The sequence below is a fragment of the Actinoplanes sp. NPDC051851 genome (assembly GCF_040681165.1).
GTDB lineage: Bacteria > Actinomycetota > Actinomycetes > Mycobacteriales > Micromonosporaceae > Actinoplanes.
The window spans coordinates 1-20084 of the sequence record NZ_JBFAYF010000016.1 but is presented as its reverse complement, the minus strand read 5'-3'; the positions used below and the strand labels follow the sequence as shown (position 1 = coordinate 20084).

General features: G+C 70.5%; 18 protein-coding genes. 5 read left to right on the top strand and 13 right to left on the bottom strand.

Features of this window, described 5'->3' with window-relative positions:
- Nucleotides 1-44: 44 nt before the first annotated feature.
- The 3 genes from AB0M08_RS17585 to AB0M08_RS17575 all read right to left on the bottom strand — a co-directional run bounded on the left by AB0M08_RS17585 (nt 45) and on the right by AB0M08_RS17575 (nt 4548).
- Nucleotides 45-968 carry a DUF389 domain-containing protein gene (locus tag AB0M08_RS17585; protein WP_364493807.1) on the bottom strand — a complete coding sequence of 308 codons (924 nt, stop codon included), beginning with the start codon at nt 966-968 and terminating at the stop codon, nt 45-47.
- Nucleotides 969-1145: 177 nt separating this feature from the next.
- Nucleotides 1146-3113, bottom strand: a complete 1968-nt coding sequence (locus tag AB0M08_RS17580) for a LysM peptidoglycan-binding domain-containing protein (protein ID WP_364493804.1) — start codon at nt 3111-3113, stop codon at nt 1146-1148.
- 196 nt (nt 3114-3309) lie between these two features.
- A complete protein-coding gene (locus AB0M08_RS17575) occupies nt 3310-4548 on the bottom strand; it encodes an ROK family protein (protein ID WP_364493801.1) in 1239 nt (412 codons plus the stop codon).
- Nucleotides 4549-4739: 191 nt separating this feature from the next.
- Between AB0M08_RS17575 and AB0M08_RS17570 the strand changes: the two genes are divergently transcribed.
- Both AB0M08_RS17570 and AB0M08_RS17565 read left to right on the top strand, forming a co-directional pair.
- Nucleotides 4740-5933, top strand: coding sequence for an MFS transporter (locus tag AB0M08_RS17570; protein ID WP_364493798.1), 1194 nt, complete (start codon nt 4740-4742; stop codon nt 5931-5933).
- 11 nt (nt 5934-5944) lie between these two features.
- On the top strand, nt 5945-7366 hold the full coding sequence (locus AB0M08_RS17565; RefSeq protein ID WP_364493795.1) for a carboxylesterase family protein: 1422 nt from the start codon (nt 5945-5947) through the stop codon (nt 7364-7366).
- Here AB0M08_RS17565 and AB0M08_RS17560 read toward each other — a convergent pair.
- On the bottom strand, nt 7315-8220 hold the full coding sequence (locus AB0M08_RS17560; protein WP_364493792.1) for a nuclear transport factor 2 family protein: 906 nt from the start codon (nt 8218-8220) through the stop codon (nt 7315-7317). The two genes, AB0M08_RS17565 and AB0M08_RS17560, sit on opposite strands and share 52 nt — an antisense overlap.
- Before the next feature lie 221 nt (nt 8221-8441).
- Between AB0M08_RS17560 and AB0M08_RS17555 the strand changes: the two genes are divergently transcribed.
- Nucleotides 8442-10505, top strand: coding sequence for a ricin-type beta-trefoil lectin domain protein (locus AB0M08_RS17555; RefSeq protein ID WP_364493789.1), 2064 nt, complete (start codon nt 8442-8444; stop codon nt 10503-10505).
- Here AB0M08_RS17555 and AB0M08_RS17550 read toward each other — a convergent pair.
- Nucleotides 10502-10978 carry a MarR family winged helix-turn-helix transcriptional regulator gene (locus AB0M08_RS17550; protein ID WP_364493786.1) on the bottom strand — a complete coding sequence of 159 codons (477 nt, stop codon included), beginning with the start codon at nt 10976-10978 and terminating at the stop codon, nt 10502-10504. The genes AB0M08_RS17555 and AB0M08_RS17550 overlap by 4 nt on opposite strands.
- A 118-nt stretch (nt 10979-11096) precedes the next feature.
- On the opposite strand from AB0M08_RS17550, the gene AB0M08_RS17545 reads away from it, so the two are divergent.
- A complete protein-coding gene (locus AB0M08_RS17545; protein WP_364493783.1) occupies nt 11097-12317 on the top strand; it encodes an amidohydrolase family protein in 1221 nt (406 codons plus the stop codon).
- Here AB0M08_RS17545 and AB0M08_RS17540 read toward each other — a convergent pair.
- The 8 genes from AB0M08_RS17540 to AB0M08_RS17505 form a co-directional block, all read right to left on the bottom strand.
- Nucleotides 12304-13188, bottom strand: coding sequence for an SDR family oxidoreductase (locus AB0M08_RS17540; protein WP_364493780.1), 885 nt, complete (start codon nt 13186-13188; stop codon nt 12304-12306). The genes AB0M08_RS17545 and AB0M08_RS17540 overlap by 14 nt on opposite strands.
- Before the next feature lie 275 nt (nt 13189-13463).
- The gene (locus AB0M08_RS17535; RefSeq protein ID WP_364493777.1) at nt 13464-13625 is read right to left on the bottom strand and encodes a hypothetical protein; all 162 of its coding nucleotides are present in this window, start codon (nt 13623-13625) and stop codon (nt 13464-13466) included.
- 5 nt (nt 13626-13630) lie between these two features.
- Nucleotides 13631-14377, bottom strand: a complete 747-nt coding sequence (locus AB0M08_RS17530; RefSeq protein ID WP_364493774.1) for an ABC transporter ATP-binding protein — start codon at nt 14375-14377, stop codon at nt 13631-13633.
- The gene (locus AB0M08_RS17525; protein WP_364493771.1) at nt 14370-15155 is read right to left on the bottom strand and encodes an ABC transporter ATP-binding protein; all 786 of its coding nucleotides are present in this window, start codon (nt 15153-15155) and stop codon (nt 14370-14372) included. The genes AB0M08_RS17530 and AB0M08_RS17525 overlap by 8 nt, the downstream gene beginning before the upstream one ends.
- Entirely contained in the window at nt 15152-15976 is an 825-nt protein-coding gene (locus tag AB0M08_RS17520) for an ABC transporter permease (protein WP_364493768.1), read from the bottom strand. Before AB0M08_RS17520 ends, AB0M08_RS17525 begins: the two co-directional genes overlap by 4 nt.
- The gene (locus AB0M08_RS17515; protein ID WP_364493765.1) at nt 15973-16920 is read right to left on the bottom strand and encodes an ABC transporter permease; all 948 of its coding nucleotides are present in this window, start codon (nt 16918-16920) and stop codon (nt 15973-15975) included. The genes AB0M08_RS17520 and AB0M08_RS17515 overlap by 4 nt, the downstream gene beginning before the upstream one ends.
- On the bottom strand, nt 16920-18425 hold the full coding sequence (locus AB0M08_RS17510; RefSeq protein WP_364493762.1) for an ABC transporter substrate-binding protein: 1506 nt from the start codon (nt 18423-18425) through the stop codon (nt 16920-16922). The genes AB0M08_RS17515 and AB0M08_RS17510 overlap by 1 nt, the downstream gene beginning before the upstream one ends.
- Before the next feature lie 36 nt (nt 18426-18461).
- Entirely contained in the window at nt 18462-19139 is a 678-nt protein-coding gene (locus AB0M08_RS17505; RefSeq protein ID WP_364493759.1) for a DUF1684 domain-containing protein, read from the bottom strand.
- A 200-nt stretch (nt 19140-19339) separates the two neighbouring features.
- On the opposite strand from AB0M08_RS17505, the gene lepB reads away from it, so the two are divergent.
- On the top strand, nt 19340-19996 hold the full coding sequence (gene lepB / locus AB0M08_RS17500) for a signal peptidase I (protein ID WP_364493756.1): 657 nt from the start codon (nt 19340-19342) through the stop codon (nt 19994-19996).
- The last annotated feature ends 88 nt before the right edge of the window (nt 19997-20084 follow it).

The window sequence follows — 20084 nt, the reverse complement described above, 5'->3', positions numbered from 1 at the left end:
CAGGCGGGGTTCACCACGTCGGGGCCCGGCCCGGCCCGCGCGGCTCAGCCCCGGCTCGGCTTCCACGCCGCGTGCTGGACGAGCAGGGTCAGGACGCCGCCCGCCAGGATCGCGGCGAGGTTGACGACGAGCTGGAGGGCGGAGCCGACGGCCTCGTCGTGGGCGCCGAAGGTGAGGGCGACCGCGGCGTTCGCGGCGGCCGGCACCGTGGTGACCGAGATCAGCACGCCGACCAGGGTGCCCGCCTTGGCCGACGTGAGCGAGAGGATGCCGGCGATGCCGCCGAGGAAGCCGATCACCCAGGAGAGCGCGTCGGGCTTCCAGATGAAGTCGGTCAGCGGGCGGTCGGCCAGCAGCATCGACTCGTCGACCAGGCCGGCGGCCTTCAGCAGCAGGACGGCACCGACGGTGAGGAGCATGCCGAACGGGAAGCCGATACCGAGGGCGAGCGCGGACCGGCGTACCAGAAGGAACTTGCGCTGGACCAGGCCGACGCAGAGGGCGGCGAGCGGACCGAACTCCGGGCCCACCACCATCGACCCGACGATGAGGATGGGCTGGTCGAGCAGCACGCCCACCGCGGCGATGATGGTGGCGACGGCCATGAACGCCAGGAACGACGCGGAGAGCTCGGTCTCCTCGCCGGTCTGGTGCTCGATCTCGTGCCAGACGACCGCGTCGGCGCCGAGGCCGGGTACCCGGCGCGCGGCCCGGTCCGCCGCCGCGGACATGGTCGCGTCGATGCGCTCGACGACGATCGCGCCGTCCCGGTCGAGGCCGAGCTTGCGCAGCCGGTCCAGTACCGCGCTGGCACCCTCGCGGACGACGTCGAACTCGACGACGTCGCCGGCCGGGGCCAGGGCGGCACCGGGCAGCAGCACCAGATGGGTGATCGCGGCGTCGCCCGTCAGGGCGTCCCGGACCTGGGCGGTGATCGGCTGTGGTGCGATCACCCGGACGTGCAGCATGTGTGTGGCCCCTCGCTGTCGGCTCACCGGAGTGTAGGGCCGGCCGAGGGGGCGGGCCCGGCCGTACGGCACGACCGGGCCCACGTTCCGTTCCGTTCCGCGGAGCCGCCGGGACCCCGGATCAGGACGGACGGATCAGGACGGGAGGATCAGGACGGGAGGATCAGGACGGGAGGATCAGGACGGGAGGATCAGGATCTGGCCCGGGATGATGCGGTCCGGGTTGGTGATGATGTCGCGGTTCAGGGCGAAGATGTCCGGCCAGCGGTTGCCGTTGCCCAGTTCGGCCTGGGCGATCCGGAAGAGGCTGTCGCCGCGCTTGACGGTGTAGAGCTTCGGGATCCGGCCGACCGGCTGCCGGGGCGGCAGCAGGAAGACCTGGCCGGGGATGATCCGGTTGGGGTTGCGGATCGACGCGCGGTTGAGCACGTAGATCTGCGGCCAGCGCTTGCCGTCGCCGAGCTGCGACTGGGCGATACCGGTCAGGGTGTCGCCCTTCTTGACCTTGTACGTGTCCGGGTCCTTGCGGCCCTCGAGCACGCCCGCCAGGCGCAGCAGGTCGGGGAGTTCGAAGACGCCGGGCTTCTCCGACGGCAGGGACGGCTTCCAGCCCGGCGCCGCCAGGATCGAGTCCTCGCTGCGGCGGACCAGTCCGATCAGGACCTCGGCGACCAGGGTGCTGCCGAGCGGGCCGAGCCGGTCGCCCTTGTGGTGGTGCTGGGCCTCGGCGAGCACGTAGTACCAGAGCGGCGTCCGCGACTCGAACCCGCCGGCCTGCAACGCGTTGACCTGGTCGGGGCTGCCCGCGGCCGCCAGCAGCTCGTCCTTGCCGAGCACCGGCAGCCCGAGGTGCTGCGCCAGGGCCTGCCCGGTGGGCAGCCGCATCCGGTAGCCGCGCAGCAGGTTGCGGACCGAGAGCCGGGCACCGTCCGGCGGGGTGACGGTCTTCCCGTCGACGGTCTGCAGGTTGAAGAGCGCCCGGTTACGGGTGGCCGCCACCCGGGTGTCGAGCTTGCGGGCCTTGAGCGGGTTCTTGCCGCCGATGATGCGCTCCCACTGGATGATCCAGTTCTCCGGGAGGGTCTTGTTCTGCGGGCCGCCGAGCTGGCCGCTGAGCGCGGTGAAGGTGAAGAGGAAATCCAGCGTACCCTTGATCGGGACGGAGTCGAGGGTGAAGTTGAGGTTGAAGTCGTAAACGGCGCGGACCATGGTGTGGCCGAACCGGTACGCCGCGAAGGAGAACTCCAGCGGCATGAAGAACGGCTTGTCCAGACCGTCGTACCAGTGGTTGCCGTGCGTGACGATGTCGTCCACGATCGACTTCTCGGCGACCTTCTTCAGGAAGTCGTGCACGACGATGTGCTGGTAGTGCTGTCGTAGCGTCCGCCGTGCCGACTCGAAGGACATGCCCCGGTCGACCAGGGCGTTGTGCGCCTTGAGGAACGCCACGTGCAGCTGCGAGATGATCAGGTTCTCGTCGTTGCGCGCATCGCCGATCTTGGCGGCGCGGTCGTGCTCCAGGTCCTCCGGCGTGGTCCCGGTCCGGGGCGGTTCCCGGGGCAGGTCGTTGTCGTTGCCCTTGCCGGGCGGCCGCTGGGTCGGCGAGGAGGGCGGATTGGTCTGCGGCACCGGGCTGACGTCGCCGATCAGCATCCGGTTCTGGTCGTGCGGGTCACGCACCGCGGGCGGGACGTAGAGGCTGTCCAGGTCCAGGGTCCCGGTCCGGCGGTTGACCAGGGCGTTGCGCACCTGGGCCAGCGGCAGCGGGGTCATGTCGGGGTCGAGCAGTTGCTCGAGCGTTCCGGAGCCGTCGCCCTCCCGCTGGGTCTCCAGGGTGATGTCGTGGTCGACGAACTGCCCGAAGTAGGTGTACGCCGCCGGAATCGGGCTGTCCGCGCCGGGCGTGTCGTCGTCGGTCATCGTCGCGCCGAGGCGTTTCAGCAGCTCCGGTGTGTTCGCGGCCTCGGGAAGCAGGTTGGCCTCATCGTCCTGCAGTCCTGGGAAGAGCAGGTCGAAGCGGTGTGTGTCGACCGGTTTGGTCAGTGCGAAGGAGACCGGCGAACGGGCCGCGCCCTCCGCGAGGTCCTTCTGGGCGGCGGCGATGTCGTCCTTGGTGATCGGCTTTCCATGTCCGAGACGAGGCATGGTTGATTCCTCCGTCAATCCTGCGCATGAATGATCAGCGTGCGGCGGCGGAGGGCCCCGGACAGCGATCTACAGTGGCGATCCGCCGCTGGCACGCCCGTCACCATAAGCACTCACGGATGCACGGAGAGTCGGCTGATTGACGCGCGGCGAGGCCGTCTCTGGCAAATGGCGCCACCAGTGACGATGCGAAAACTCAGACAACTGCGAGCAGTCCGCATCGGGTGGGTGCCGCGAGGAGTTCGAGTCTACGCAGCGTGATGGCGCCGTGGACGGCGGCGAAGGCGCCACGGCGGGCGGGCTGGATCGCCAGGGGGCCACGCAGGTTACCGCACCCGAGCCACTCCAGTGTCGGCTGCGGGAGCCGCGACAGCTCGTCCACGAACGACGCCAGATATCCGCCGAGGACGATCAGCTCTGGTTCGTACAGGAAGATGGTGTTGTCGAGGAGCATGCGGAACCATCGCATGGCCTCGGTGACGGCGGCGCTCGCCACCTCCTCGCCGGCGCGAGCGCGCCGGATCAGCTCCTCGAGCGCGGCGGGCAGGCCCTTCCGGTCGCGGAAGTCGCTCAGACCGGCATTGCGGAGTACGACCTCGGGGTCGGCGACCGTGGCGAGGCACCCGTTCCGGCCGCAGGCGCAGAGCAGGCCGTCGGGGACGACGATCACGTGACCGGGTGCGTAGAGCGTGCCGTGCGAGCCGGTGAGCAGCCGGCCGTCCATGATGACCGCGCCGCCGATGCCGGTCGCCGACTTGAGGTAGTACATGTTGGTCAGCCCCGCCAGCCCGGGCTCCTCGCGCAGCGCGGTGAACTCGGCGTATCCCGCGAGCGGAGCATCCCCGCCGAGATGCACGCCGGCCGGGAACGCGGGCACCCGGGAGGCGACCAACTCCCGGAAGGGGACGCCGATCCAGCCCAGGTCCAGGGCGTACTTGACGGTCTCGCCGTCGGTGACCATGCCGGGCACGACCAGGTCGAGGCTGATCGGGGTGATCGAGCGCGCGGTCAGGTCGGCGAGGCAGGCGGTGACCCGCTCGGCGATCAGCGTGGCGATCGCCTCGGCGTCGCCGTGCGCGGTCCGCACCTGCAGCGCCTCGCGGTAGAGCACCCGGCCGCCCAGGTCGTGCGCGAGCACCAGTGCCTCGTCCACCTCCAGCTGAGCGCCGACCACCGCGAGGTGCCGTCCGTCGAGTTCGAGGCGCTCGATACGGCGGCCGATCCGGGCCACCGGCTGCTCCTCGGCGGGACGCAGCAGACGGCTCTCCAGCAGCACGGCGGAGAGGTTCGACATCGCGCTGCGGGCCAGCCCGGTCTCCAGCGCGATCTCGGCCCGGGCGGCACCGCCGAGGCGATCGACGGTGGTCAGCACCAGCCCGAGGTTGTGGTCGCGGACGTCGCTGCTGACCAGGTGGGCACGGGAGTCGGTCGACACCGGCACATCTTCGCATCACCGCGATTGTTCAACCGATGAACCCATGATTCAAGGGTTGAACTAACTCGTAATCCCTGCTTAACATGCCGCCACCACATGACGTAGGTCACGTGCCCGGCTCGAGGAGGAGCAGCGTGAGCACTGAGGTTATTTCCGAAAAGTCCGCAGATATACGGCACCGCTCTGTCCTGATGACGTCGCTGCTCGTCAGCAACCTCGTCCTCTTCGCGACGTACGCCGGCGTCATCGCCGTCCTGCTCCCCCAGCACGTCGCCGACATCGACCCGGACGACAAGGTCGGCAACCTGGCCCTGGTCACCTCGGCGTCCGCGCTCGCCACGCTCTTCGTCCAGCCGATCGTCGGTGCCCTCTCCGACCGCACCCGCTCCCGCCTGGGCCGCCGCTCGCCGTGGATCGTCTTCGGCGGCGTCGGCGGCGGCCTCTGCGTCATCGCCCTGCAGTTCAGTACGAGCGCCGGAGTGCTCACCACGGTCTGGGTACTCGCCCAGGTGCTGCTCAACGCGCTGCAGGGCCCGACCACCGCGATCATCGCGGACCGGGTCGACGTGAACGGGCGGGGCATCGCCTCGGCGCTCTCCGGCGTCGGCGTGGCGATCGGCGCGGCCGCCGGCATCACCTTCGCCGGCCGGCAGCTCACCCACCTCGGCGTCGGGTACACCACCTTCGGCGTCGCGATGATCGCCATGTCGGTGCTGTTCGTGCTCCTCAACCCGGACACGTCCAGCGCCACTGACGAGCACCCACCGTTCCGGTGGGGCGCCTTCCTGCGCGGCTTCTGGGTCAGCCCGCGGCGGCACCCGGACTACGCGTGGGCGTTCGGCGGGCGGTTCTTCATGGTCCTCGGCTACCAGGCGGTGCAGAACTACACCCTCTACATCCTCACCGACCACCTCGGCATGAGCACCGCCGACGCGGGCAGCCTCTACGGCGTCACCTCGATGATCAGCTCGGTCACCATGGTCGCCGGCACGGTCGTCTTCGGGAAGCTCTCCGACCGGCTCGGCCGCCGCAAGATCTTCGTCTTCGTCGCCACCATCGTGATGGCCGGTGCCATCGCCGTGCCGCTCGCCGTGCCCTCCCCCACCGCGATGATCGTGTACGCCGCGATCTGCGGCATCGGCTACGGCGCGTACATGGCCGTCGACCTGGCCCTGATGATCGACGTGCTCCCGTCCCAGGGCGACATGGGCCGTGACCTGGGCGTCCTCAACGTCGCGTCGAACATCCCGCAGGCGCTCACCCCGGTCGTCGCGGCCGGGCTGCTCGGGGTCTTCGCCGGGAACTACGCCTCGATCTTCGTCTGGGCGATCGTCGCGGTGGTCGCCTCGTCGCTCTTCGTCCTGCCCATCAAGTCCGTACGGTAAGGAAGCTCGTCATGCTCGTCACCACCCGTGCCGGAAAAGTGCGCGGCCTGCAGCGCCCCGGATCCCTCGCGTTCCTCGGCATCCCCTACGCCGCCGCACCCGTCGGGGAGCACCGCTTCCAGGCACCCGCGCCGGTCGCACCCTGGGCCGAGGAGCTCGACGCAACCGCCTATGGCCCCACCCCGCAACGGCGACCGTTCGGGCCGGTCACCACGATCCCGGAGCCGAGTATCCCCGGCGACGCGACGCTCAATCTGAACGTCTTCACCCCGTCCGTCGACGAAAAACTGCCGGTCCTGGTCTGGATCCACGGTGGCGGCTACTTCGCCGGATCGGCCGCCAGCCCCTGGTACGACGGCCGTGCCTTCAACCGCGACGGTGTGGTCACGGTGACCGTCTCCTACCGTCTCGGCTTCGACGGCTTCGGGGTCATCGAGGGCGCGCCGAACAATCGCGGCGTGCTCGACCAGATCGCCGCGCTGCAGTGGGTGCAGGAGAACATCGCCCAGTTCGGCGGCGATCCGGGCCGGGTGACCATCGCCGGTCAGTCCGCCGGTGGCGGCAGCGTCCTCACGCTGATGTGCTCGCCGCTCGCCCGCGGCCTGTTCCACGGCGCGATCTCCCAGTCCGGCGCGATGAGCCGCCTGACCGTTTCCGCCGCCCGCGCCAACACGGCACGGCTGGCGGAGGCCGCCGGTGTCGACGGCAGTCTCTCGTCGTGGCTGGCGGTCAGCGAGGAGACCGTTCTCGATCACCAGTTCCCGATGCAGATGGCCGGGATGGTCGGCGAGCCCGAGCCGGTCTCCTCACTGGTCGCGAGACTCCGGGACACTGATCAGGAGATCGGCCTGGCCTTCGCGCCGGTCGTCGACGGGGTGACGGTGCTCCCCTTCGAGGAGGCCCCGCATCGCTCGATCCCGCTGCTGCTCGGCACCACGCTCCACGAGTTCCCGATCCCGTCGCCTTTGCTGGACCCGGCCGAGGTGACGGCCGCCTTGACCGGAGCAGGTGCTACTTCCTCCTCGGTACGGTCGTTCATGGCCGAAACCGATCAGATCGGGCCGGGCTTTCTCCGCAGTCAGCTGTTGGCGCGCGCGATGTTCCGGCTCCCGGCCGTGCACGCCGCGTCCGTCCGGGGCGCCGAGCGCACCTGGCTCTACGACTTCCGCCGCACGGCGCAGGGGATCGCCGCGCACTGCATGGAGATCCCCTTCGCCTTCGACCTGCTGGACGCTTCGGGGGTCGAAACCGTGCTCGGCGCGAACCCGCCGCAGTCCCTCGCCGACGCGGTGCACGCCGACTGGGTGCACTTCGTCTCCCGGGGCGTCTGCGCCTGGCCCGGCGGGGTGGGCGCGCAGGTCTACACCGAGGCCGGTGCCGCCTACGACCCGGAGGGGTACCGGCTGGAGCGGGAGCTGCTCGCCGCCGCCTGATCGGTGCCGTGCCCGATGTAGGCGACGATCCGGCCGTCCGCGTCCACCTCCCCGTACTCGGCGGTGTGGTGGACACGGACGGCTCCGGTCTCCCGGTCCCGGACGCGCCAGCGCAGCTCGTGGAAGAAGAACCAGTCGTCGGTGTGCCGCTGCACCACGTCGAGGGAGAGCACCTCGAACCGGCCGGTGAACGCGGCGAGGTGCTCGCGCAGCCCGTCGGCGGTGTGCAGGGCGGCGAGGGTGCCGGTCTCCCGTACGTAGTCCCGGAGTCCGGTCTGGATCTCCGGGTGGGCGAGCGCGACCGCGGCCGGCACGTCGCCCTCGCGCAGCGCGCCGATCAGCCGCTGCTGCACCCGGCCGACCGCGAACCGGGCGGCGAGCGGTCCCTCGGCCGGGTCGCCGGGCATCGTGTCGCGCCGGGTCCGGCCCCAGAAGAGCTCACCGGTGATGCCGCCGGAGCCCATCGTCGGGAAGAGCACGATGGTCGGCCGTTCGCTCTCCGCGCCGGTGTTCTTGTCCCGGCCCCGGCCGACCCCGGAGATGAACGTGTACCACGAGCCGCCGATCTCGGTCATCGGCCGGATCTCGACGACCGCGGCGAACCGGTGCATGTCGCGGTAGGTGGCGGCGATCTCGTCGTAGGTGGTGACGATCCGCTGGGTCGGGACCTGGCGGCCCTCCTCCAGGCGCGGGCTGATCGTGTACGCGTACGGGCCGCTCGGTGCGAGGGTAGCCAGGATGTCGTCGACGACGTCCACGTACTCGGCGTGCACGTGCCGCCAGGCGGTCCGCCCGGCGCCGACCTGCAGCTCGGCGGTGCTCAGCAGCTCCTCGACGGGAACCCTGTCCTGCATGCGTGCCTCCTCGGGTCGATCTGAGTCAATCCTCCCGCATTTCGTAAGTCAAGTGATTGAAAAGTACTCACAGCGAAGATCGTGGATATTTCGCCCGGGACCGCGTAATCTCCGCCCTTAACGTCGGCGTAACACATGCCGGGATCCCGCCCTCCCCTGCCCCGGCACCGATGCACCCCTTGTTGTTAACGCTAACAAACGTCTTTTGAGGGAGTTCGTCCATGCTCCGCTCGCATCACCGGCGCCGGTTGCTGGCCGCCGTTCAACCCCTGTTGCTGGTCGCCGCGGCCGCCCTCGTGGCCCTCGGCGCCGGCCAGGCACCCGCCCTGGTGCCGGCCGCCGTCACCACCAACCAGGTCGCCGTCGCCCCGCCCGTCCTCGGCTGGGCCAGCTGGAACGCCTTCTTCGGCGAGATCGACTACGACGTGATCAAGGCGCAGGCCGACGCCATGGTCTCCAGCGGTCTGGCCGCCGCCGGCTACGACTACATCAACATCGACGAGGGCTGGTGGAAGGGCGCCCGGGACAGCTCCGGGAACATCACCGTCGACACCGACCAGTGGCCCGGCGGCATGAAGGCCATCGCCGACTACATCCACAGCAAGGGCCTCAAGGCCGGGATCTACACCGACGCCGGCCACGACGGCTGCGGCTACTACTACCCGACGCCGTCCACCGTGCCCGCCTACGCCGGCACCGGTAGCGAGGACCACTACGACCAGGACATGCTCCTGTTCGAACAGTGGGGGTACGACATGGTCAAGGTGGACTGGTGCGGCGGCTACGTCGAGGGCCTCGACGCGCAGACCCAGTACACCCAGATCAGCGACGCGATCGCCGCGGCCACCGCGCAGACCGGCCACCAGATGGTGCTCTCGGTCTGCGAGTGGGGATACAACCGGCCGTGGACCTGGGGCACCGGCATCGCCCCGATGTGGCGGACCAGCACCGACATCATCTACTACGGCGAGAGCCCGACGATGTCCCGCGTCTTCGCCAACTTCGACCAGGCGCAGCACCCGACGTTCCAGCACACCGGCTACGTCAACGACCCGGACATGCTGATGGTCGGCATGACCGGGCTGACCGCCGCGCAGAACCGCACCCACCTGAGCCTCTGGGCGATCTCCGGCGCGCCGCTGCTGGCCGGGAACAACCTGGCCACCATGTCCAGCTCCACCGCCGCGCTGCTCGGCAACGCCGAGATGCTCGCCGTCGACCAGGACCCGCTCGGCGCCCAGGCGGTCAAGGTCGCCGAGGACACCACCGGGCGGCAGACGTACGCCAAGGTGCTCACCGGCAGCGGCAAGCGCGCCGTGGTCCTGCTCAACCGCACCACCTCGGCCGCGACGATGACCGTGCGCTGGGCCGACCTCGGCCTGACCACCGCGTCGGCGACCGTCCGCGACGTCTGGGCCGGCTCCTCCACCACGGCGGCGACCAGCTACAGCACCAGCGTCCCGGCCGGCGAGGCGGTCCTGCTCACCGTCGCCGGCACCGAGTCCGCGAGCACCACGTACGAGGCCGAGGCGGGCACCCTCGCGGGCGGCGCCGCCACGGCGAGCTGCACCGCCTGCTCCGGCGGCACCCTCGTCGGGGGCGTCGGCAACGGCGGCACGCTCACCCTGACCGGCGTGACCGGCGCGGCGACCGGCCCGGCGACCGCCACCATCGCGTACGTCAACGGCGACAGCACCGCCCGTACCGCGACCGTCCGGGTCAACGGCGCGACGCCGACCGTGGTCGCCTTCCCGCCGACCGGCTCCTGGTCCACCCCCGGCACCGTGACGGTGGTGGTCTCGCTGCGCAAGGCGACCACCAACACCATCACGGTCAGCAACGCGTCGGCCTGGGCGCCCGACCTGGACGCCGTCGCCGTCCGCCCGCTGCCCGGCGCCGCCGGCACCGAGATCAAGGGCAACGGCTCCGGCCGGTGCCTCGACATCAACCAGGACTCGATCAGCAACGGCGTCCAGGCCCAGCTCTGGGACTGCTCCGGCGCCGAGAACCAGACCTGGGTCGCGTACTCCGACAAGCGCCTGGTGGTGAACGAGTCCAAGTGCCTGGACGCCTACGGCGCGGGCACCACCAACGGCACCACGGTCGTCATCTGGGACTGCAACGGCGGCACCAACCAGCAGTGGACCCTCAACAGCGACGGCTCGATCGTCGGCGTCGCGTCCGGCAAGTGCCTGGACGCCTACAACGCCGGCACCACCAACGGCACCAAACTGGTCCTCTGGACGTGCTCCTCCGCGACCAACCAGCTCTGGACCCGCAACTAGGGCTCCGTGATCAATGGCAGGCGGGAGGCGCTCTCCGCGTACTTGACGAGCAGACGGGCGAGCTCCAGCCGCTCACCCGCCGGCCAGTCCGCGGTGACGAACTCGAAGGCCTGCCGGTACTGCTGACGGAACCGGTCGAGCAGCGCACGGCCGTCCTCGGTCAAGAGGACGACCGTGCGCCGGCCGTCGTGCTGGGACGCGGCCCGGACGAGATAGCGGTTGGCGATGCAGTCGGTGACCATCCGGCTGGCCACCGAGGGGTCGACCATCAGATGGTCGGCGAGGCCGCCGACGGTCATCTCCCGGCCGTCCGCCTCCGCCTCCTCGACGAGGTTGAGCACCAGGTTGCGGGTCAGGTCCTTGCGGCCGGGCGGCGGGTTGACCGGGGCCTGCATCGTCCGCCGGCGCATCCGGGCGAAGGCGCCGCCCACCGCGTCCAACAATTCCCGTTCGCCCACACTCTCGCTGGTCACCCCGCTACCCTAGCGCATAGCGTGCCGCAGCACACATACATGCAAAGTTGCATGCATCTGCACCGTGTCATTAATGTTCGAGATGACACGGACGGCACCATCGGATCGAGGTAGCACCATGACCACCGCCATCACCAACGTGCGCGTCTTCGACGGCGAGAAGGCGCTCGACGCCACCACGGTCGTCATCGACGGCACCCGGATCGCGGCGGTCGGCGGGACACCACCCGCCGGCGCCGAGATCATCGACGGCACGGGCGCGACCCTGCTGCCGGGCCTGATCGACGCGCACACGCACAGCTCCGACGGCACCCTCGCGACCGCCCTGCGGTTCGGCGTCACGACCGAGCTCGAGATGCAGGGCACGAACACCCGGGACAACCGCTCCCACATCACCGGCGACGACACGCTCGCCGACGTCCGCTCGGCCGGCTTCGGCATCACCCCACCCGGCGGGCACCCCAGCGAGCTGATCCCCGACGACTTCGAGTTCGGCGGCCCCGCACCGGACGGCCCCATGCCCCTGATGCCGTTCTCCACCACCCCCGAGGAGGCCGCCGGTTTCGTACCGAGGCTGGTCGAGGCGGGTTCGGACTACATCAAGTTCATGGTCGACGACGGCTCCGTCGAGGGCCACCCCGGCATCCCCATGCTCGACCAGGCCACCCTCGACGCCGGCGTGGCCGAGGCGCACCGGCTCGGCATGCTCACCGTCGCGCACACCCTCACCGTCGACGCGACCCGGATGGCCGTCGACGCCGGGATCGGCGGCCTCGCCCACCTCTTCATGGACCGCCCGCACACCGCCGACATCATCGCCGCGATCGCCGCGTCCGGCGCCTTCGTCACCCCGTGCGTCGTCCTGAACGCCTCCATGATGGGCATCACCGCGGCGGACCTGGCCGACGACCCCCGGGTCGGCCCTCGCCTCGGCGAGGCGTGGACCACCCTGCTGCGCGGCAGCTACGACCGCTACCCCCAGGGCCGCCTGGCCGACGTGCTCGCCTCGGTCAAGGCCCTGCACGACGCCGGCGTCGACCTGCTCGTCGGCACCGACGCCGCCCCGTTCCCGCTGCCGTTCATGGCCGGGGTGGCGCACGGCGCGAGCGTCCACCACGAGCTGCGCTACCTGGTCCGGGCCGGCCTCACCCCGGCCGAGGCCCTCCGCGCGGCGACCGCCACCCCGGCCCGCCGCTTCGGCCTCACCGACCGCGGCCGCATCGCCCCCGGCCTCCGCGCCGACCTGCTGCTCGTCGACGGCGACCCCACCACCCGCATCGACGACACCCTGAACCTGTGCACCGTCTGGCGGCGCGGCACCCCGCTCACGATCGGCTGAACACGACCCCGGCCAGTTCCGAGGAGGCGTCCCACAGACGGCTCGCCTCCTCGAGATCACGCGCGCCGCGGTAGAGCTTCTCCTCGACCGGCGCCCCGGTCAGGTGCCCGAGCCCGCGCGGCCCATAGAACCGCCCACCCTCGGCATCGGGGCTGGTCGCGGCGTAGAGTGCGGGCCGCAGACCCCCTTCGACCCGCTGCACCGGCCAGCCGAGCGGCGCGAGAATCCGGAACGGCACATCGAACGGCGACCCGTTCTGCAGATTGGTCCGGGCGAAGCCGGGATGGGCCACGTTGCTGACGATCCCCCACCCGTTCGCCCGGCTCCGCCGGTCCAGCTCCAGCCCGAACATCATCGCCGCGAGCTTCGACTGCCCGTAGGAGGGCCAGGCCCGGTACCCGCGCTCGAACTGGAGATCCCCCCAGTTCATCCCCTTCACCATGGCCGCCGCCAGCGCGGTCTGGGTGGTGACGCGGGCCTTCCCGGCGATCAGCAGCGGCAGGATCCGCGCCACCAGCGCGAAATGCCCCAGATAGTTCGTCCCGAACTGCAGCTCGAACCCGTCCACCGTGCTCCGCCGCTTCGGCGGCGTCATCACCGCGGCGTTGTTGATCAGAATGTCGATCGGCCGCCCCTCGGCGTTCAGCCGCTCCCCCAGCGCCGCCACCGACTCCAGCGAGGCCAGATCGAGCGTCCGCAACGACGCGCCGGGCCCGATCCGCTCCAGCGCCGCCGCCCCTTTCACCGCGTCACGCACCGGAAGGATCACCTCGGCCCCGGCGCCCACCAGCCTCCGCGCCAGCCCGAGCCCGATCCCATCACTGCCCCCGGTGACGACGGCAAGCTTCCCCCGCAGATCCATCTCATCCATGCCCCGATCCTGCGCGCCCCGCCCGCCCTGATGAACGCCCAGCTCATCCAGGGACAACCGGTCCCCGCCTGCGCGACGACAGAGACGGGTAGTAGGGGCCCGCGCCGCCGAAATCGCCCGGGCCGCCGTGCCCGATCGTCGTGATGAAGCCGCGGTAGACAGCCGCCGTGACCGGCATCGATGGCTGCGCATGGCGGGTTCGCATCCTGTGGGCGCCGCGCTGGCGTGCCCTGGCCCGGCGATTCGGCGGCTGGCGGGCCAAACGCAGCGGCGGCTCAGTCGACGGGGCAGTCCAGATCGGCGGCGACGTGTCGACATCGGACAGCGGGTGCGGCGGCCACAGCTGGCCGGGCGACCACGCCCTGGTCGTGTGAGACCAGCAGGATGATCAGGTTTCGCTCGGCGCCGAGCGAGGTGAGCGGTTCGACGATGCGCACGCGTGTCAGGGCAGGCGGGGCACGCTTTCCAAGAGCTTTTTCGTGTACGGATGGGAAGGAGCGCCGAGCACCTGACCCGTCTCGCCCTGCTCTACCAGGCGGCCGTGTTCCAGGACCGCGGTCTCCTGGCAGAGCTCGGCGACCACGCCCAGGTCGTGCGAGACCAGCAGGATGGTCAGGTCGCGGTCGGCGCAGAGGGAAGCGAGCAGGTCGACGATGCGGACGCGGGTGGTCAGGTCGAGGGCGCTGACCGGCTCGTCGGCGAGGATCAGGCGCGGGTGGCAGACGATGGCGCGGGCGATCGCGATGCGCTGCCGCTGGCCGCCGGAGAACTCGTGCGGGTACCGCGATCCCGCGTCGGCGGGCAGGCCGACCGCGTCGAGGGCCTCGGCCACCCGGGCCGGGTCGGCGCCGAGGCCGAGGCCCCGCAGCGGCTCGGCCACGATCCGGGCGATCCGCTGTCGCGGGTCCAGCGACGAGTACGGGTCCTGGAAGACGGCCTGCACGGCGCGGCGGTAGTCCCGCAGGCCTGACCGGTTCAGCACGGTGCCGGAGAAGCGGATCTCGCCGCTGGTCGGGCGGGCCAGGCCGAGCAGCAGGCGCAGCAGCGTGGTCTTGCCCGCGCCGGACTCGCCCACCAGGGCGACGTTGCGGCCGGGATGCACCGCGAGGGAGACGTCGGTCAGCGCCGCCGCGCCGCCCCGGTAGGCGAATCCCACCCGGTCGGCCTCGAGGATCGGATGGTCACTCACGGCGGGTGTTCTCCAAAGCGGCATCGAATCGCCGGGCGGCCTCGACGAGCGTCCGGGTGTACTCGTGTTCGGGATCGGACAGGAGGCCGGCGACGGGTCCGGATTCGACGATCCGGCCGTGGCGCATCACGTGGGTTCCGTGGATCACCCGGGCCGCCACCGGAAGGTCGTGCGTGATGAAGAGCAGGGCGGTGCCCCGTTCGGTGACCAGGCGGTCCAGCAGCTCCAGGATCTCGGCCTGGACCGTGACGTCGAGCGCGGTGGTCGGCTCGTCGGCGATCAGCAGGCGGGGGTGGCAAACCAGCGCCATCGCGATCGCCACGCGCTGCCGCTGGCCGCCGGAGAGCTGGTGCGGGTAGGAGCGCGCGATCCGATCGGTGTCGGTCAGGCGTACCTCGGAAAGGGCCTCGCGCACGGCCGCCTTCGCCGCGTCGCCCCGCAGGCCCTGCCAGCGGCGCAGCGGGCCGCCGATCTGGCGGCCGACCGTCATCAGCGGGTCGAGCGCGGTCAGCGGTTCCTGGAAGACGACCGTGGCGACGTCGCCGCGGCCGCGTGGGGCGCGGATCATGTCGGCGCCGTCCAGCAGGACCGTTCCGGTGGCCGTGATAGCGGGTGGGAGCAGGCCCATCACGGCGAGCGCGGTCAGCGACTTGCCGGAGCCGGACTCGCCGATCAGGCCGGTCCGGTCGCCGGGCGACACGGTGAAGGAGACGTCGTCGACCAGCGTCGTTCCGGCGGTGTTGCGGAGGGTGAGGCCCTCCACGGCGAGCAGGGTCATCGCGTCCTCCGCCGGGTCGGGTCGGTCAGGTCGCGCAGGCCGTCCGCGGTCAGGTTGACGCCGACCACCAGGGCGACCAGCGCGATGCCGGGGGCGAGCGCGGCCACCGGCGAGGTCAGGACGGTGGCCTGGGCCTCGTAGAGCATCCGGCCCCAGGAGGCGTTCGGGGGTGGGGTGCCCAGGCCCAGGTAGGAGAGGCTGGCCTCGGCGAGGACGGCCAGTCCGGCCTGGAGGGCCAGGTTGACGAGGACGACCGGGGCGATGTTCGGGAGCACGTGGCTGAGCACGATCCGCGGCCAGGAGACCCCGGCGATCCGGGCGGCTGTGATGTAGTCCCGGGACAGCACCTGCTTGACCAGGACCCGGGTGAGGCGGGCCACCACGGCGGCCATGGCCAGGCCGATCGCCAGGATCGCGGTGCCGAGGGACGCGCCGGTGCCGGCCACGATCAGCATGGCGAGCAGCAGGGTGGGGAAGGCGATCAGAATGTCCAGGGTGACCGCGGCGGCGTCGTCGAGCCAGCGGGTGGCGAAGCCGGCGAGCAGGCCGAAGGTCACACCGAGCACGCCGCCGACGGCGACCGCGCCGAGGCCGGTGCCGAGCGCGATGCGGCCGCCGATCAGCAGCTGGGTGAAGAGGTCCCGGCCCAGCTTGTCGGTGCCGAGCAGGTGGTCGCCACCCGGCGGGGCGAGCCGCCCGCCGGAGGTGTCGTCCGGCGCGAACGGCAACCAGAGGTAGGAGACGACGACCGCGCCCGCGATGATCAGCACCAGCGTGAGCCCGATGATCAGATGAAGCGAACGCTTCTTCAAAAGAATCATGAGGCACGCAGCCGCGGGTCGATCAGGCGCTGCGTGACGTCGCCCAGGAAGCCGACGAACAGCACCGTCGCGGTGCTGACCAGCATGACGCCCTGGACGATCGGGTAGTCGTGCTGGCTGATGCCGCGGACCAGCAGGCTGCCGAGGCCGGGCAGGGCGAAGACGCTCTCCACCACGACCGCGCCGAGGAACGTGGTGGCCAGCTCCATGGCGAGCACGGCGACGACCGGCACGGCCGCGTTGCGCAGACCGTGGCGCCACATCGCCTGGCGCGGCGAGGAGCCCAGCGCGCGGGCGGTACGCAGATAGTCCGCCCCGAGCACTTCGAGGGTGGCCGTCCGTACGTACCGGATGAGGGAAGCGGACATGACCAGCGCGACCGTGACGACCGGAAGGACCAGCGACTGGCTGGCATTGACCGGATCGGACCACCCATCGGTGGGGAAGCCACCGGCCGGCAGGACCTGGAGGTTGAGCGCGAAGACGGTGATCAGGAGCAGACCGACCCAGAAGGCCGGTACGGCGATGCCGAGCTGCGCGATCGCGTTGATCACCGGGCCGTACCAGCGATCGGCGCGCGCCGCGGCGAGCACGCCGACCGGGACCGCGACCAGTACCGCCAGCACGAAAGCGGCCAGCGTGAGCGGGACGGTGACCGGCAGCCGGGCGATGATCTCCGGGCCCACCGGCAGCGTGCTGATCAGCGACTTCCCCAGGTTCAGCGAGAAGACGTCGCCGAGCCAGGAGAGGAACTGCGACCAGAGCGGCCCGTCCGTGCCCAGGTCCCGCCGGGCGGCCTCGATCTGCTCGGCGGTCGCACCGACCGAGAGCAGGGCGTTGGCCGGATCCCCGGGCAGGAGCCGGAGCAGCACGAACAGTGCCACGGCAGCGAGGAACAGCGACCCGATCAGGATCGCTGTCCGCCGCACGAGGTAGTGGAGCATCAGGCCTTGGTGATTCCGTACGCGAAGAATTGGGCGTTGAGGCCGTTGACGGGGTAGCCGGAGAGCTTGGACGAGGCGACCACGATCTGCGGGTAGAGGTAGAGCCAGTCGCTGGCCGCCTCGGTCGCGATGATCTTGTTGGCCTGCTTGAGCAGCGTAGCCTGCTCGTCGGTGGTCTTCGCCTGCTCGGCCTGATCGATCAGCGAGGTGACCTGCTTATTGTCGTAGCCCCAGTAGAAGGTGGGGTCGGCATACCAGACCACGTCCCGGTCGTTGACGTGCTCCTGCAGCGTCGCCGCGAAGTCGTGCTTCTGGTACACCTTCGTGTACCACTCGTCGGCGGTGATGGTGTTGATGTTCACCGTGATGCCGACCTTGGCCAGCTCCGACTTGATGAACGTGGCGGCCGTCGGGTGCGGGTCGTAACTCGGGGTGTCCAGCGTGAAGGTGAACCCGTTCGGGAAGCCGGCCTTGGTCAGCAGCGCCTTCGCGTTCTCCACGTTGTACGCGTTGACCGAGGTCAGGTCCTCGTACCACGGGTCGCTCGGCGGGACCATCGAGCCGATCAGCGTGCCGTAGTCGCCCCAGATCGAGTTCAGCAGCTTCGCGTCGTCGATCGCCTGGCTGACCGCCTGGCGCACCTCGACCTTGTCGAAGGGCGCGACCTTGTCGTTGAACGCGAGCAGCAGCTTGGTGGTCGACTTGCCGTTGTTCACCGTGTACGACGAGTTGCCGCTGAACTGGGCGAGCGCGTCCGGGCTCTGCTCGCTGGTGACCACGTCGACCGCGTTGGTGAGCAGCGCGTTGTTGAGCGCGGTGGCGTCGGTGAAGTAGTGGAAGACCGCGCCGGCGTTCTTCGCGGCGGTGCCCCAGTAGCCGTCGAAGCGGTTCACGGCGAGCGTCGAGCCGCGCTTCCAGTCGCCGAGCTGGTAGGGCCCGGTGCCGTCCGCGGCGGTGGCGAAGTCGGTCGCCGCCGAGTTCAGCACCCAGATGTAGCTGAGGTTGTAGACGAACGAGATGGACCGCTGCTTGAGCGTGACCACGACGGTGGAGTCGTCCGGCGTGGTGATCTCCTTGATCGCCCCGGCGAAGTAGCTCTTGCGGGCCGCCTTGGAGTCGTCGCCGGTCACCTTCTCGATGCTGAACTTGACGTCCGCCGAGGTCAGCGCCTTGCCGGAGTGGAACTTCACGTTCGGCTGGAGGGTGAACGTGTAGGTGAGGCCGTCGTCGCTGACCTTCTGGTCCTTGGCGAGCAGCGGCTCGACGGCACCGGCGTCGGTGAGCACGAAGAGGCCCTCGTAGACGTTGCCGTTGAGCGCCTCGGTGACGCCCTGTCCGCCGCCGGCGGTGTTGTCCAGGTTCTGCGGCTCGTAGACCGAGCCGATCTGGATGATCGCGTCCTTGCTGTCGGCCGAGGAGCTGCCGCTGTCCTTGTCACCGCAGGCCGCGAGGACTCCGGCCAGGCTGCCTGCCACCAGAGTCTGAAGAAGGACCCGTCGCTTCATGGGGGATTTATCTCCGTTTTTCGGTAAGTTCAGGTTTTAGTGGTCGAACCCGGGTTGGAAGACCGGGCGCTTCTCCCCCGCGTGAACCGGGAGGGCGAGCCGGTTCTGGGGTGGCGGAAGCGGGCAGTTGTAGTGCGACGAGAACCCGCACGGCGGCACGAAGGCCCGGTTGAAGTCGAGGGTGACCGTCACCTGACCGGGCGCGCGCTCCACGAAGAGGAAGCGGCCGGAGCCGTAGGTGTCGACGCCGTTCGTGGGGTCGCCGAAGACCAGGAGCAGCGTGCCGTCGTCGTCGAAGGCGCTCAGCGTGTAATCCCGGCCACCCAGGCTGAGGTGCAGGTCACCGGGGACGGGAAGGTCGCGGGTGAAACCGGCGTCCTGGGCGTGCTGGAACGGCACCTTCCGCGCGTCGTCCACGTCGGTGTACCGCGCCTCGACCACCCAGGCCGGGTCGTAGTCGTACGTCTCGATCCGCTCGAAGTGCCGGATCGCCGGCGAGTCGGCATCCCAGAGCCGCACCCCGTGCTGATCGTTTCCGGTCATCGGGTCGCGGCGCTTCAGCGTGGTGGCGGTCACCGTGGACGGCTGCCCGTCGAGCGCGGCGGCCGGATCGACGGCACCCCAACGGGTCTCCACGAGGGCCAGGTTCCCGGTGGCCCCGGTCACCGCCCGGCGACGTTCCTGCTGCCAGACGGCGTGTTCCGCGTGCGACATGACACCCTCGCTGTTGATCTTGAACGCGACTCCTGTAACCCTACAATTTCAGTAGGGTTATCTGCCATGGTCACGGTGATCACAGCTGGTCGCCGAGGGCCGGCGGAATAATCAGGATCCGACAGCTACCGACGCCCCGCCCGGTCTGGCCATTCAAAGTCGACTTCCGCCGCCTCGCGCACGCCGTCCTGACCTTCGCCGTGCGCCGGCGCCGGGAGGGCGGCAGCGAGTGGGGTGAGGCGATCCTGGCCGAATTCCATCAGACCACCGGGAGCTGGGAGGCGGTGCGCTGGGCCGCCGGTGGTCTGCGCGCGGTCCGGCTCGAACGCCGCAACGCACTCCCCCGCGTCGTCCGGATCCGGCGGCGGGTCGCGCTCGTCGGGGTGCTCGGCGTCCTCGGCGGCGCGCTGGTCAACCAGTACGTGCTCACCGTCGACGTCGTCCTCTCCGGCAGCATGCAGCCCGGTTACGAGATCCTCGACCGCTACGTGGTCGACCGGGTCGCCTTCCGCGCCACCGGCGTCGACCACGGCGATGTCATCACGTTCACCTGGCCCGGGACCACGCGCACCCTGGTGAAGCGGGTCATCGGCCTCCCCGGCGACACCATCTCCTGCCAGGGCGGCCGGGTCTACCGCAACGGCGTCGCGCTGGACGAGCCCTACCTGTTCGCGCAGGCCGACGAGCCCGGAACCGAGTGCGCCACGGTCACCGTGCCCGCCGGCGACCTCTACCTGCTCGGCGACCACCGCTCGGTCTCCGAAGACTCCCGCCAGGAGGGTTTCGTCCCCACCTCGAACGTCACCGGCCGCGTCCTGACCGTCCTGGTCAGCGGCCGCACCCTCGACGCCCTCTGACCCCCCACGGCGTGGGGGGGGGGGGGTGGGGGTGGGGGGGCCCGGCGCACCACCGACCCACCCCGCGGGGGGTGGGGGGGGGGGTGGC

Coding starts and splice junctions, on each gene's coding strand:
- AB0M08_RS17515 (WP_364493765.1), bottom strand. CDS start 16,920: ATGCTCCACTACCTCGTGCGGCGGACAGCGATCCTGATCGGGTCGCTG.
- AB0M08_RS17505 (WP_364493759.1), bottom strand. CDS start 19,139: ATGTCGCACGCGGAACACGCCGTCTGGCAGCAGGAACGTCGCCGGGCG.
- AB0M08_RS17585 (WP_364493807.1), bottom strand. CDS start 968: ATGCTGCACGTCCGGGTGATCGCACCACAGCCGATCACCGCCCAGGTC.
- AB0M08_RS17520 (WP_364493768.1), bottom strand. CDS start 15,976: ATGATTCTTTTGAAGAAGCGTTCGCTTCATCTGATCATCGGGCTCACG.
- AB0M08_RS17555 (WP_364493789.1), top strand. CDS start 8,442: ATGCTCCGCTCGCATCACCGGCGCCGGTTGCTGGCCGCCGTTCAACCC.
- AB0M08_RS17580 (WP_364493804.1), bottom strand. CDS start 3,113: ATGCCTCGTCTCGGACATGGAAAGCCGATCACCAAGGACGACATCGCC.
- AB0M08_RS17560 (WP_364493792.1), bottom strand. CDS start 8,220: ATGCAGGACAGGGTTCCCGTCGAGGAGCTGCTGAGCACCGCCGAGCTG.
- AB0M08_RS17540 (WP_364493780.1), bottom strand. CDS start 13,188: ATGGATGAGATGGATCTGCGGGGGAAGCTTGCCGTCGTCACCGGGGGC.
- AB0M08_RS17510 (WP_364493762.1), bottom strand. CDS start 18,425: ATGAAGCGACGGGTCCTTCTTCAGACTCTGGTGGCAGGCAGCCTGGCC.
- AB0M08_RS17570 (WP_364493798.1), top strand. CDS start 4,740: ATGACGTCGCTGCTCGTCAGCAACCTCGTCCTCTTCGCGACGTACGCC.
- AB0M08_RS17545 (WP_364493783.1), top strand. CDS start 11,097: ATGACCACCGCCATCACCAACGTGCGCGTCTTCGACGGCGAGAAGGCG.
- AB0M08_RS17525 (WP_364493771.1), bottom strand. CDS start 15,155: ATGACCCTGCTCGCCGTGGAGGGCCTCACCCTCCGCAACACCGCCGGA.
- AB0M08_RS17565 (WP_364493795.1), top strand. CDS start 5,945: ATGCTCGTCACCACCCGTGCCGGAAAAGTGCGCGGCCTGCAGCGCCCC.